The 13,580-nt window shown below is 62.0% G+C and carries 13 protein-coding genes; 1 reads left to right on the top strand and 12 read right to left on the bottom strand.

The window, feature by feature from the left end; translation table 11 throughout:
• The 6 genes from GZ093_RS17380 to GZ093_RS17355 form a co-directional block, all read right to left on the bottom strand.
• The coding region (locus GZ093_RS17380) for a diguanylate cyclase (protein WP_296488428.1) at window positions 1–2,154 on the bottom strand (2,154 nt) is incomplete at its 3' end.
• Between the two features lie 31 nt (window positions 2,155–2,185).
• A complete protein-coding gene (locus tag GZ093_RS17375; protein WP_296488426.1) occupies window positions 2,186–2,671 on the bottom strand; it encodes a prepilin-type N-terminal cleavage/methylation domain-containing protein in 486 nt (161 codons plus the stop codon).
• 88 nt (window positions 2,672–2,759) lie between these two features.
• Entirely contained in the window at window positions 2,760–4,535 is a 1,776-nt protein-coding gene (ptsP, locus tag GZ093_RS17370; protein WP_296488424.1) for a phosphoenolpyruvate--protein phosphotransferase, read from the bottom strand.
• On the bottom strand, window positions 4,532–4,801 hold the full coding sequence (locus GZ093_RS17365) for an HPr family phosphocarrier protein (protein ID WP_296488421.1): 270 nt from the start codon (window positions 4,799–4,801) through the stop codon (window positions 4,532–4,534). Before GZ093_RS17365 ends, ptsP begins: the two co-directional genes overlap by 4 nt.
• Window positions 4,770–5,216, bottom strand: a complete 447-nt coding sequence (locus GZ093_RS17360; RefSeq protein ID WP_296488418.1) for a PTS fructose transporter subunit IIA — start codon at window positions 5,214–5,216, stop codon at window positions 4,770–4,772. Before GZ093_RS17360 ends, GZ093_RS17365 begins: the two co-directional genes overlap by 32 nt.
• Before the next feature lie 372 nt (window positions 5,217–5,588).
• Window positions 5,589–6,041: a cytochrome c gene (locus tag GZ093_RS17355; protein ID WP_296488415.1), complete on the bottom strand. Its 453-nt coding sequence runs from the start codon at window positions 6,039–6,041 to the stop codon at window positions 5,589–5,591.
• A 197-nt stretch (window positions 6,042–6,238) separates the two neighbouring features.
• Between GZ093_RS17355 and GZ093_RS17350 the strand changes: the two genes are divergently transcribed.
• Window positions 6,239–6,904 carry a cytochrome b/b6 domain-containing protein gene (locus tag GZ093_RS17350; RefSeq protein ID WP_296488412.1) on the top strand — a complete coding sequence of 222 codons (666 nt, stop codon included), beginning with the start codon at window positions 6,239–6,241 and terminating at the stop codon, window positions 6,902–6,904.
• An 84-nt stretch (window positions 6,905–6,988) separates the two neighbouring features.
• On the opposite strand, the gene GZ093_RS17345 is transcribed toward GZ093_RS17350, so the two are convergent.
• The 6 genes from GZ093_RS17345 to GZ093_RS17320 form a co-directional block, all read right to left on the bottom strand.
• Window positions 6,989–8,467 carry an NAD-dependent succinate-semialdehyde dehydrogenase gene (locus tag GZ093_RS17345; RefSeq protein ID WP_296488410.1) on the bottom strand — a complete coding sequence of 493 codons (1,479 nt, stop codon included), beginning with the start codon at window positions 8,465–8,467 and terminating at the stop codon, window positions 6,989–6,991.
• Window positions 8,468–8,574: 107 nt separating this feature from the next.
• Window positions 8,575–9,531, bottom strand: a complete 957-nt coding sequence (speB, locus tag GZ093_RS17340; RefSeq protein ID WP_296488409.1) for an agmatinase — start codon at window positions 9,529–9,531, stop codon at window positions 8,575–8,577.
• 124 nt (window positions 9,532–9,655) lie between these two features.
• Window positions 9,656–10,480 carry an ABC transporter permease gene (locus tag GZ093_RS17335; RefSeq protein WP_296488407.1) on the bottom strand — a complete coding sequence of 275 codons (825 nt, stop codon included), beginning with the start codon at window positions 10,478–10,480 and terminating at the stop codon, window positions 9,656–9,658.
• Between the two features lie 4 nt (window positions 10,481–10,484).
• Window positions 10,485–11,726: an ABC transporter permease gene (locus GZ093_RS17330; RefSeq protein ID WP_296488404.1), complete on the bottom strand. Its 1,242-nt coding sequence runs from the start codon at window positions 11,724–11,726 to the stop codon at window positions 10,485–10,487.
• Window positions 11,727–11,741: 15 nt separating this feature from the next.
• Window positions 11,742–12,773, bottom strand: a complete 1,032-nt coding sequence (locus GZ093_RS17325; protein WP_296488402.1) for an ABC transporter substrate-binding protein — start codon at window positions 12,771–12,773, stop codon at window positions 11,742–11,744.
• Between the two features lie 47 nt (window positions 12,774–12,820).
• A partial coding sequence (locus tag GZ093_RS17320) for an ABC transporter ATP-binding protein (protein ID WP_296488399.1) occupies window positions 12,821–13,580 on the bottom strand: 760 nt, incomplete at its 5' end.

The following is a 13,580-nucleotide window of genomic DNA, read 5'->3' as shown; positions in this document are numbered from 1 at the left end:
CCAGCGCAGCAGCGCTTCGGCACCGAGCAGACGGCCATCGCGCAGGTCGACGCGCGGCTGGTAGTACACGGCAAATTGGTTGCGCATGATCGCCAGATGCAGCTCCTGCTCCATCACGGCACGTTCACGCTGATCAACGTTCATGCTCTCTTCAAAGAAGACGAAACGGCCGCGGCCGGCGGCCTTGGCCCGGTACATGGCAATGTCCGCCTGCTTGAGCAGCTCTTCGGCGGTCGAACCGTCGACGGGAAACACCGACACGCCGATGCTGGCACCGACGAAACAATTGTTGCCGGCGATCTGGAACGGCTCAGACAGCAAGGCCAGCACCTGGCCGGCCAGCTTGGCCGCCTGTTGCGGGTTGTCCAGGTCGGTCAGCAGCACGACGAACTCATCGCCACCCAAGCGCGCCACGGTGTCGCACTCCCGAACACAGGTGCTCAAGCGGCCGGCGGCCACCTGCAAAAGCTGATCGCCGCCAGCGTGGCCCAGGGTGTCATTGACGCTCTTGAATCGGTCGAGGTCGAGAAACAGCAGCGCCAGCTGCTTGCCAGTGCGGCGCGCGCGCGCCAGTTCCTGCTGCAGGCGCTCACTCAGAAGCGCCCGGTTGGGCAAACCAGTCAAGTCGTCGTGGTGGGCACGCAACACCAGCTCGGCCTCGCGGGCGAGCGCGGCAAAAGCGACCCCGACCCGTTTCGCAAGATCGCGTGCCTGCTCGATCAATTCATTGTTGATCTCCTGCTGATCGGCCACGCCGATGCCCAATGCACCGCAGACTTCATCGCGCCAAAAAATGGGAATGACAAAGCAGTGTGCCGCACCCAAGCCGGCCAGTATGGCCACGAAGCGCGGGACATCCGGCCCATCAACCGGCAGCCACACCCCATCGCGGTAGCGGACGCAGTTGGCCAGGTGCTGTGTTCCGAATTGCAGCTGAACCTTGGTCGGCTGCGCGGCCGTGCCCTGCTGCAGATACGCCGTGCCCAGATCGGACGACCGGTCATCGACCAACACCACGCCGATCACGGCCTTTGGCAAAAGCGCTAGCAGACGCGCCTGTACCAGCACGACGATCTGCCCAATGTGGAGGTGCGACAGGATTTCCTGGTCAATCTCGGACAGCGCGCGCAGCGCGCCGATCTGCTGGCCGACACGAAGTGCCATGCCGTTGAGCGAGCGCGCCAGTTGGCCAAATTCGTCATCCCGCTCGACCGTGACCGGCTGCGCAAAGTCCTCGCGGGCGATGCGCTGGGTGCCTTCAATCAGACGTTCAAGCGGCACCAGCGTGCGACGAATTTGCACCACGCTCAGCAGCGCCACCAGCAGCAGCGTCAGCAGCGTGACGCCGAGATACGTCTGGGCCAACTGGGTGAGCGAGGCAATGGCCAACCCGCCGGGGCGTAGCGCCACAATCGTCCAGTCGTCGGCGCCGAATTTGGCCTTGAGAAACAGCCCGCTGGTGGCGGATAACCAGCCAGCGGCGCTGTCAGCAGGGCCATCGGCCCTGTGCAAAGCGACGCTGCTTGCAGTCGAACTGACCTTGTCGTTCGAGCAGTACAGCACCACGGCGCCTTCGGCCAGGACACACATGTCGGTCTGGTAGGAAATTTCCTCGCTATCGCCCCACACATAGGCCGACTCGAGCTCCGCGATCAGGACACCGGCTGCCACTTGGGCCGGGTTCATGGCGACGGCCAGCCAGGGCGGGCCCGCAGGCCGCTGCGGCAACAACAACGCGACCTCACCCTTGGCAAGCTGTGACGCGGCGCGGGCGTCGATCCGGGGTGGCTCTTCACCCGAGGGCGGACCAAACCGCAACACGGCTTGGTCGTGGGCCACAAGATAAGTACGCCGGAACACGCGCTGCAAAGCGAATGGGTCGGTGTTTTCCACGTTGGAACCACGGCGGATTTGTGCGGCGTTCGCGTTCAGGATGAAATGAGCACCGAGCAGGCGGTCGTAGAGTGCTCGGCCGTGGGCGCTGCCCGCCTGCGCCAGCTGGCGCTGCGTGTAGTCGCTGACCACAGTGCGAACATGGCCGTAGGACAGCACCGCCAGCAGGGCCGCCGGGACAAAGGCCGACAGCAGGAACAGGAACAACACGCGGCGGGCGATGGCACTGCGCAGAAACGTCCCTTCCACCAGCATTTTCATGGCCAAGCGAACACCACCTCAAGGGTGAACGTCATTGCGGCGAGAAAGTTGAAGCCAGCCCGACGAAGACGCCATCACTCGCACGCACGATGTCGTCCAGACTGTCTTTCTGCGTCAATTGCGACTTGAAGACGCCATCCTTACCCATGCTGAACAGGTCAAAGTCGGAATTGATCGGATTGAACTTGTGATCCTTGCTCGCTTTTCCGATGCCACCGGCGCCGGTCAGATCGAGATACTGGTAGGCGTGACCCCAGGGATCGAGCTTGCCGCCATTGCCGACATCCGCCAGCGACGCCGGGAAGGAGCCCCCGCTTGCGGCATAGTCCGCGATCAGCAGCTGAAGAATTTTGACGTCCTGGATCGCGATGGTCCGATTGACCCGTTCGCGGTAATTGCTATAGATCGGCATGGCAATCGCCGCCAGCACACCGATCAGCGCCACGACCAGCATGAGCTCAATCAGCGTCAAGCCCGCCAGCCGAATGCGCACGAGGGGCGTGTGCTTTGAATCCATGATCCGTACTCCCAAAGACCAATGTTATTAATTGAATTCATGATACCCCACTTGCATCGGTTGAATGCCAGCGTGCGAGGGCTGGACGCTAGGGCCGCAGTATTCGCAGGCCCGGTTCATCATCGGCCATCACCTGTTGCGCCCACGCCGTCAGCTTGCCCGCATCGGCACGCAAGACCTCTTGCTTGACGGCCAGAATTTGCGCTGGATGCATGGAAAAACTGCGCAGGCCCATGCCCAGCAACAGGCGGGTGAGTGAGACATCGCCGGCCATCTCGCCACACAGGCTCACCGGCTTGCCCTGGGCCCGACATTCGGCAATGGTGAGCGCCACCAGCCGCAGCACCGCCGGATGCAGAGGATCGTACAAATGCGCGACGGACTCGTCGGCGCGGTCGATCGCCAACGTGTACTGAATCAGGTCGTTGGTGCCGATGGACAAGAAATCAAAGTACTTCAGAAACAGCTTGACCATGAGGGCGGCGGCGGGCACTTCAATCATGGCGCCCACCTTGACCGGGCCATAGGCGATGCCACGGTTGTCGAGCTCCACCCGGGCCCGGTCAATCAGGGCCATCGTGTGGCGAATTTCACTGCCATGCACCAGCATCGGTATCAGCAGGTTCACCGGACCCTGGGCAGCCGCACGCAAGATCGCCCTGAGCTGCGTCAGGAACATCGCCGGGTCGGCCAGGCTCCAGCGAATGGCCCGCAGTCCCAACGCGGGGTTCAGGTGGGCGCTGTCCTGCGGCGACTCACCCAGCGGTTTGTCGGCGCCCACGTCGACGGTGCGAATCGTCACCGGCAAGCCCTGCATGCCTTCAATGGCACGCCGGTACCCCTGGTACTGCTCCTCTTCGTTGGGCAGCCGGCCACGGCGTCCCATGAACAGGAATTCACTGCGGAACAGGCCCACGCCAACCGCGCCCGCCGACACCGCGCCAATTGCGTCTTCCGGCAGCTCAATATTGGCCAGCAATTCAATTTTTTGACCATCCATGGTCACGGCTGGCGTGCGCAACAAGCGGGTAAGCCGACCGCGCTCCAGCTCGCCCTGGCGCTGCTTGAAGCCATATTCGGCCAGCAAAATGGGGGACGGGTCGACCAACATCACACCGGCGTCGCCATCCACGATGACCCAGTCATCCTGGCGCACCAACTGGCTCGACAAGCGCGCGCCCACCACGGCCGGGATGTCCAGACTGCGGGCCACGATGGCAGTGTGCGAGGTCTTGCCACCGACGTCGGTCACAAAACCGGCGAACACACTTTGCTTGAATTGCAGCATGTCGGCCGGCGACAGGTCGTGCGCCACCAGAATCAAGGGCACATCGACGGTGTCGTCCAGCAAGAGGTCTTGTTGCGATCGTTTGCGCAGCGTACGACTCGGTGCCACCAGCCCCGGCGAGGCAACACCCTTCATGGCGCGCAATACTTTCTCGGTGATTTGTTCCAGGTCGGCTTTGCGCCCGCGCAGGTATTCGTCCTCCATCTCGTCGAACTGTCGGGCGATCACTTCCAGTTGCGTGGTGAGCGCCCACTCGGCGTTGTACAAGCGGTCGCGGATCCAGTGCCTGACACCGCTGGCCAGTTCATCGTCGTTGAGCAGCATCAAATGCACATCTAGCAGCGCTGCCAACTCGTGCGGCGCCTCTTTGGGGCCCATCTGGCTGATGCTGGTTTGCAGGCGGTGGATTTCAGTGACCACCGCATCGCGCCCGCTGCGTAGCCGTTCAATCTCGGAATCAACCTGGTTCGGCTCAATAAAATAATGCGCCACATCGACCCGGCTGGAAGCCACCAGCACCGCCCGCCCAATGGCGATACCCCGCGCAACGGCGAGACCGTGAATGGAAAAGGTCACTCACCTTCTCCGAATTTGTCGGCGATCAGTGCCAATAGCGCGTCCAGGGCTTCCTGTTCACGCTCACCGCTGGTGTCGATCTCCACCGTGCTGCCCTTGCCGGCCGCCAACATCATGACGCCCATGATGCTCTTGGCATTGACGCGCCGCTCGCCCTTGGCAATCCAGACTTCGCAGGAGTAGCTGCCCGCCAACTTGGTGAGCTTGGCTGAGGCCCGCGCATGCAAGCCCAATTTATTGCTGATGGTCGCGCTTGCTTTGATCACTTTTCTTCCTCAATTGATTCTGCGGCGCCGTCGTCGCCACCGGCATGACACCCTGCGTGCCACCCGCCAAAGCCCGCGCCACCATGGCATCCAGGGACTCACCGCGGTAGGTGACGGTGCGCAGCAACATCGGCAGATTCACCCCGGCAATTAACTTCGAATTCACGCCATCCACCAATTTTTGCGCCACGTTGCAGGGCGTCGCCCCGAAAACATCGGTCAACACCAGGGTTTGCGGCGCATGCAGCAAGGCCAGCGCCTGCCTGGCGCCCGCCAGCGTTTCCTCGGGTGGCGTGTTGGCCTGCACGTCAAACATCGCCACGGCCGTCTCGGCATCCGGGAAGACATGCAGCACGCACTGGCGCAACGCACTGGCCAGCGGCGCATGAGCAATGATAAGAATGCCGTTGTTCATTTAATCAATATGGCAGGGCAGACGGTGCACTGGCAAGCAGGTCAACACGCTGCCCAGAAACCTGGGGAGGGACTGATTATGGCTGTTTGCCGACGGCCCGTGGCCAGGGCACGCCGGCCACCCCACCACAGGGCAACCAGACCGGCTGAGCGGCCGGCCCGTGGCTCAGCGTGGCGCCGCGTGCGCTTGGTCAAAGCGCCGCGCCGCGACGTCATTCAAGACGCCAAACACCTATTGCTGAATCGCGCTGCCCGTGCCCCGCGGTATCGGCTGCACATTGAACGGTCAACGGCCCATGAATGCAGCGCCGAAGGAGAATTGGGATGAAATTCGACGCCAGAACCCCGGCTTTGAGGCGGGGCAAACCGTGCGCTATTCCTTGCGGAAATCGTCGTGGCAGCTCTTGCAGGTGCCGCCGGTCGCAGACACGGCCGCCTTGATGTTGCCCAGGTTGCCGCTCTTCGCGGCGGCGGACAGCTTGCTCATCTCGGCCTGCATCTTGTCGGCGTATTCCTTGAATTTGGCGGACTCCTTCCAGATCTCCGGCTTGGCCCGGGTGTCGCCCTTGTCGGTCCCTTCGCCAAAGGCGGCCCAGGGCAGCTTGGCCACAAAGTCAGCCGTTGCCGCACTGTCGGCCGCCACTTTGGCGTCAAACGGTGCTTTGCCAGACGCCATGGCCGCGACACGGCTGAAGTTCTGCTGCATCACAAACAAGGCGCTCTTGCGGTACTTGACGGCATCTTCTGCTTTGGCGAACTGGGCTGAAGCCGGGACGCTGAAGGCGACCACGCTGGCAGCGAGGAGCAAGACGGTGCTACGTTTCATGTGGATTCCTTCCTAGGGAGAGTTGTCAATTATTGGGGTTGGTCAGTGTAATGGTGATCAAAACTTCCTGCTGGCGCGCCCAACATGCCATGAACAACCAGCGCGCACCGCATTGACAGCCAAGGACCTGAGCAGGCGATTGTTCAATTTCCTGCAAAATAGTGGCAACTTTTCGATCAACTCTGAAGGAGACACGCATGTCACATAAGGTCAGGGTGTGGGACTTGCCAACCCGCTGCTTCCACTGGGCCTTGGTGCTCTCCTTGATTGGCTTGCTCACGAGCGCCCAGATCGGTGGCGATGCCATGGCCTGGCATTTCAGATCGGGTTACGCGGTGCTGAGCCTGCTGCTGTTCCGTCTCATTTGGGGTGTGGTGGGCGGCAAATGGTCGCGTTTTAGCTCTTTCCTCTATGCGCCCGCCACGGTGCTGGCGTACATCCAGGGCCGCGGCCGGCCCGAGCACAGCATCGGTCACACCCCGTTGGGCGCAGCTTCGGTTTTTGCGCTACTGGGCTTTCTTCTGCTGCAGGTCGCCAGCGGACTCGTCAGCGACGATGAGATTGCGGCTGCGGGCCCCTTGTCCAAGCTGGTCTCCAGCGCGGTCGCGGGCACGGCCACGTCCTACCATACGACGGTTGGCAAACTGATGGTGATCGCCCTGGTGCTGCTGCACATCGGCGCGATCTTGGTCTACTATGTCAAGAAGCGTCAAAATCTGGTCCGACCCATGCTTCTGGGCGACAAGGAGACCGACAACGCCGTGGTGGGTTCGCGCGATGACGCCGGCTCGCGTGCACTGGCGCTTGTCATCTTCTTGGGCTGTGCTGCCCTGGTGGCCGGCATGGTCACGCTGGCGGGGTGAGCGCTCCGGATCCAATGGGCTCGCCTGCAGGGCGGTCAAATCCCGCAGCGGCAAGCCGCCAAGCACTTTGACAGGTGACTTGGCTTATTGGAGGATGTCGCCGATGCAGACGTACTTGATCTCCACGTAGTCATCGATGCCCAAATGCGAGCCCTCGCGCCCCAGGCCGGACTGCTTGACGCCGCCAAAGGGCACATGCTCGGTGGCGAGAATGCCCACATTGACACCCACCATGCCGTACTCCAGCGCTTCGCTGACGCGCCAAATGCGGCCGATGTCGCGGCTGTAGAAGTAGCTTGCCAGGCCAAACTCGGTGTTGTTGGCGGCAAAAATCGCATCCTGCTCGGTCTTGAACTTGAACACCGGCGCGAACGGGCCAAAGGTTTCCTCGCGCGCGCACAGCATGTCAAACGTGGCGTCGGCAATCAGGGTGGGCTCAAAGAATTGTCCGGTCAAACGCTTGCCCCCGGTGAGCAATCGCGCGCCTTTGGCCAACGCATCCTGCACATGACGCTCGACTTTGAGCAGTGCGGCCTCTTCAATCAGGGGGCCCTGGTTGACCCCTTCCGCAAAGCCGTTGCCAACCTTGGCGGTCTTGACCTTGGCGGCGAACTTGGCCACGAACTCGTCATAGACGCCTTCCTGCACATAAAAGCGGTTGGAACACACGCAGGTTTGCCCGGCATTGCGGTACTTGCTGGCAAATGCGCCTTCCACCGCGCTGTCGATGTCGGCATCGTCAAACACGATGAAGGGTGCGTTGCCACCCAATTCCAGCGACAGTTTCTTGATGGTCGGGGCCGACTGCGCCATCAGGATGCGGCCGACTTCGGTGGAGCCGGTGAAGCTGATGTGACGCACCACGTCGCTGGCGCACAAGACCTTGCCCACGGCAATGGAGTTGTCGGCATCGGCCGTGATCATGTTGAGCACGCCGGCCGGAATGCCAGCGCGCAGCGCCAGCTCGGCAGCGGCCAGCGCCGTCAGCGGGGTCAGTTCGGCCGGCTTGATGATGACCGGGCAGCCCGCGGCCAGCGCGGGCGCCACCTTGCGCGTGATCATGGCGATTGGAAAGTTCCAGGGTGTGATGGCCGCGCAAACGCCGATCGGCTGGCGCAGCACCAGGAGGCGGCGGTTGTTGTCGAACTGGGGCAGGGTTTCGCCGTTGAGGCGCTTGGCTTCTTCGGCAAACCATTCGACAAAGCTGGCGCCGTAAGCGACTTCCCCCTTGGCCTCCGGCAGCGGCTTGCCCTGCTCGGCGGTCAGGATGCGCCCCAGGTCGTCCTGATTCGCCATCAGCAGGTCAAACCATTTGCGCAAGATGATGCTGCGCTCTTTGGCCGTTTTGCTGCGCCAGGGGCCCCAAGCCGCGTTGGCCGCCGCAATGGCTTGCTCGGCCTCGACCGGCCCGAGGTTGGCGACATCGGCCAGCTTGGCGCCGGTGGCGGGGTCGATCACGTCAAATCTGGCGCTGCCTTGAACCCATTGCCCGTTGATCAGGGCATCGGTCTTGAGCAGGGTCGGGTCCTTGAGCAGCGAAAGCGGTGAAACTGAAACAGACATGAAAGCTCCTGTAAATTTATGGAAAATCAAGCCCTAGCCCTTACCGAATAAGCACTAGCAGCTACCAAATAAATAGCTAAATAGTGGACGTCATCTGGAACGCGACGCTAGCGTCTGCGCACCCGTGGCAGCACGCACAGCATCTCGAACAACAGATTGGCGCCGAGCAGGGCGGTGTTGCCGCTCACATCATAGGGCGGCGAGACCTCGACCAGATCACAGCCCACCAGATTGAGCCCGTGGCAGCCGCGAATGATCTCCAGCGCCTGGGGCACGCTCAGGCCACCGATTTCCGGCGTGCCGGTTCCGCCCGCATAGGCCGGGTCGATGCCGTCAATGTCGAAGCTCAGGTAGCACGGGGCGCCGCCAATCTGTTGCCGCACTTTCGCCATCAAGGGCGCGAGCGACTGGTACCAGATTTCATGCGCAGGCACCAGGGTGAAACCTTGGGCGCGCGGCCAGTCAAAGTCATCCGAGGCGTAGCCGCTGCCGCGCAAGCCGATCTGAAACACCTTGTGGCCATCGAGCAGATTTTCTTCGACCGCGCGGCGAAACGGCGTGCCGTGCGCAATGCGCTCGCCAAACATATCCTCGTTGACGTCGGCGTGGGCGTCGACATGCACCAGCGCCACCGGGCCATGCTTGGCCACCACGGCGCGCAGGATCGGCAGCGCAATGGTGTGGTCGCCGCCCAGCGTGAGCGGGATGCAGTCCGCGTTCAGCACCTGCTCGTAAAAGCCGGTGATGATCGGCAGCGATTTCTCCAGCGAATAGGTGTTGATCGGCACATCGCCCAGATCGGCCACTTGCAAGGTGTCGAAAGGCGCAGCGCCCGTGGCCATGTTGTAGGGGCGAATAAGCGCGGATTCAGCGCGAATCTGGCGCGGGCCAAAACGCGCGCCGGGCCGGTGACTGGTGCCGATGTCCAGCGGCACGCCAATGAAGGCGGCGTCCAGGCCCTCGGGCGAATTGACCACTGGCAAGCGCAGCATGCTGGCGATGCCGCCAAAACGCGGCATGGCGTTGCCCGACAGGGGCTGATTTTTGGGCGGTATGGGGTTCATGGGAAGAAGCCTTGGCGGGCGCGGTGTCAGTTGATCAAAAATTTATACGAAATAGGCTGCTATCCCTTATGGAATATGCGCAAGCAGCTATGAAAATGATAGTTATTAAGGTCACAGGAGCGCCTTAGCGGCGCCGCCCGCGCAGCCACTCCAGCCCCAGCATCAGCGTGGTGGTGAAGATGATCAGCAGCGTCGCGACCGCCGCAATCGTCGGGTTGATGTTCTCCCGAATGCCGGTGAACATCTGGCGCGGCAACGTGACCTGGCTCGGGCCGGCAATGAAGAGCGTGACCACGACCTCGTCAAAGGAGGTGGCAAAGGCAAACAGGGCGCCCGAGATGACACCCGGTGCAATGATGGGCAACGTGACGCGGAAAAAGGTGGTGAGCGGCCCAGCCCCCAGGCTCAAGGACGCCCGAATCAGGTTGTTGTTGAAATTCTGCAAGGTCGCCAGCACGGTGGTCAGCACAAAAGGCGCGCCCAGGGCCGCGTGCACCAGCACCAGACCAAGGTAGGTGTCATTGAGACCCATGCGGGCAAAGAACAGGTAAGTGCTGACCGCCACCACCACGACCGGCACCACCATCGGCGCGATCAACAAACTCATCAGCACGCCCTTGCCAAAGAAGTTGACCCGCGCCAGGCCGACCGCCGCCATGGTGCCCAGCACGGTCGCCAGCACGGTGGCCAGCGGCGCGACGATGAAGCTGTTGCGGGTGGCACGCGCCCATTCGGCCGAGGAAAAAAGGTTCTCATACCAGCGCAGCGACCACCCAGGGATCGGGTAAGACAAGAAGGTGCTGTCGCTGAACGACAAGGGGATCATGACCAGAATCGGCAGCAACAGAAACAGCAGCACCAGCACGCCCAGGACGCGCAGGGCGTACCAGCCGGTCTTGTCGAACACAGTGGCGTAGGCCGGAAAGATGGGACGGGCAGGCAGTGACATCAGGCTAGCCCAGGCTAAGTTCTGTTTTGACCAAGCGCCGGTACAGCGCATACAGCACCAGCGTGGCCGACAGCAGCACGGCACCGAGGGCGCAGGCCATGCCCCAATTGACCGTGACGTTGGTGTACTGGGCAATGTAGTAGCTCAGCATCTGGTCGTCCGCGCCGCCCAGCAACGCCGGTGTCACGTAGTAGCCAATGCTCAAGATAAACACCAGCAAGCCGCCCGCGCCCATGCCGGGGTAGGTTTGCGGCATGTAGACGCGAAAGAACGCACCCAAAGGTGAGCTGCCGAGCGAGACCGCCGCGCGCAGATAGGTCGGCGGCACCGACTTCATCACGCTGTACAGCGGCAGGATCATGAACGGCAGCAAAATGTGCACCATCGCAATGATGACGCCGAGCCGGTTGAACAGCAGCGGCAGGGGCTCGCCCACAAAGCCCAGTTCCATCAGCGAGCGGTTCACCAGGCCATTGGTCTGCAGCAGCACGATCCAGGCCGCCGAGCGCACCAGCACCGAGGTCCAGAACGGCACCAGCACCAGAATCATCAAGATATTGGCCTGGCGCGGCGACAGCGTGGACAGCCAGTAGGCCAGCGGGTACCCCAGCAGCAGGCAAAACAGCGTCACCACTGCACTGATTTCAAAGGTGCGCAGCAAGATTTTGAAGAAGGCGGCCGAGTCGGCATCCACTCGGGTGATGTTGCCTTGCACGTCGCGTTTGAGATCGACCGTGGTGAGCAGATAGTCAGGGGTCCAGCGGGAGCCATTCTTGGCAATCGCCTGCCAATAGCCCAGCTCCTGCCAGCGCGGGTCGAGCGCCAGCATGCGCTCGCGCGTTTGCGCAGCGCTCAAATTTTTCTCAAAAGGAAGCGCCCGGTAGGTACTCATGACCAGGGACCGGGCCCCGCTGATCTCGCTGTTCAGGCGCCGCGCCAAGCCACCAACCTCAGACTGCTCGGTGATGGCCGAAAAATCGGTGATCAGCGCCGCATAGGCTTCGTCGGGTGGCGCGCTGGTGCGGTCCCAGTGGTCCAGCGCCGCCACCGTGTGGCGCAGCGTGCTGGCCACCTCCGGGTTCTCAACCGCACGCACCAGCAGCGCCCCAATGGGCACGATGAAGATCGCCAGCAGAAAAACCAGCAGCGGCAGCGTCAGAGAGATGGCAAAGGCTTTTTTGCGCCGTTCCGAGCGTCGCAATTGGCGCGCCAGGTTGCCAGGAATCACAGTGGCGGTCATGACCATCTCTCCAACTCTCAATTACTGGGCAGCCCAGGCGGTGAAACGCTTCTCGAGCGCCTCACCCTGATCGGCCCAGAAGCTCACGTTGAACTGCAGTGCCGTTTTCGCGTTCGCCGGCGCCGTGGGCAGTTGCCCCAATACCTTGGCATCGAGTTTGGCCAGTGCCTTGGTGTTGGTCGGGCCGTAGGAGATGGTCCTGGCGTACTCGGCCTGTTCATCGGGGCTGCTGGCCATGGCGATGAACTTCAGGGCCGCATCCTTGTTGGGCGCGCCTTTAGGCATGACCCAGTAATCCAGGTCATAAATGCCGCCGGTCCAGGTGATCTGCAGGTTCTTGCCTTCGCGTTGGGCGGCATCGATGCGGCCGTTGTAGGCGGTGGTCATGACCACGTCACCGGCGACCAGAAACTGCGGCGGTTGGGCGCCCGCTTCCCACCATTGGATGTTGGGTTTGAGCTCGGTGAGTTTCTTGAAGGCGCGGTCAGCACCTTCTTTGGTCTTGAGCACTTTGTACACGTCGGCCACTGCCACGCCATCGGCCATCAGGGCAAATTCGATGTTGTAGCGCGCACCCTTGCGCATGGCGCGTTTGCCCGGGAATTTTTTGACATCCCAGAAATCGGCCCAGGTGGTGGGGGCGGTCTTGAGCTTGTCGGCGTTGTAGGCCATGACCGTCGACCAGACAAAAGTGCCAATGCCGCATTCATGAATGGCAGCCGGCGTGAAGTCGGCCTTGTTGCCGATCTTGCTGTAGTCCAGTTTTTCAAACAGACCTTCGTCACAACCCCGGGCGACATCGGGGCTTTCCACCTCGACCACGTCCCAGGTCACGTTCTTGGCTTCAACCATGGCCTTGATCTTGGCCTGCTCGCCGTTGTAGGCTACGGCGACAATTTTGTTGCCCGTGGCTTTTTCATAAGGCGCGAAGTAGGCTTTTTTCTGGGCGTCACCATTGGCGCCCCCAAAATTGACCACGGTAATCTGAGTTTCGGCCAGGCTGGCCAGTGCGACAAAGGCGGCACAGGCCGCTACCAGCGGTTTGAGGTTCATGAACGATCTCCTTGGGTTTTTGAAAGCAGGTGGGAAATGCATGCGGCTCAAACATAGACCCGCAAATGCTCGGGGGGCAGTTGCAGCCAGATCGCATCGCCCGCAAGGGGTATGGTCTGGCTGGACAGCGCAATCTTGACGGTGGCCTGCGCCTGGTTGGCGACCGTGCAGCGCAGGCGCAGGTGGTCGCCCAAATAAATCACATCATTCACGCTGGCTTGCAGGCCATTGGACGCCGGCTGGTCAGTGCTTGACAGCGGGCAGATGCGCTCGGGGCGAATGCAGGCTTGCACGCTCTGCCCTGGCGTGGCGGCGTTCACGTTGAGGCCGCGCAAGCTGCTGCCGCAGGGCAGTTGGACCGTGCAATGCGCGCCATCGACGCCAGCGACCTTGCCTTGAAAGACCGTGTTGTCGCCGACAAAGCCGGCGACAAAGCGGTTGGCCGGGGTTTCATAGAGCTGGGTGACGCCGTCGATTTGCTGAATGGCGCCATCGTTGAACACGGCCACCCGGTCCGACATGGTCAGCGCCTCGGACTGGTCGTGCGTGACGTAGACAAAGGTCAAGCCGAGTTTGCGGTGAATCTCTTTGAGCTCGAGTTGCATGTGCTCGCGCAACTGCTTGTCCAGCGCACCCAGGGGCTCGTCCATCAGCACCAGTTGCGGGTCAAACACCAGGGCGCGCGCCAGCGCCACGCGCTGCTGCTGGCCGCCCGAGAGTTGCCCCGGATAGCGCGCGCTCAGGTTGTCCATTTGCACCATCGCCAAAGCACGCAGTACTTTGGCCTCGCGCTCGGACTTGCCAAAT

The sequence above is a fragment of the Rhodoferax sp. genome, assembly GCF_010365055.1.
Lineage (GTDB): Bacteria > Pseudomonadota > Gammaproteobacteria > Burkholderiales > Burkholderiaceae_C > Rhodoferax.
This window is presented reverse-complemented; position numbering and strand designations above follow the sequence as displayed.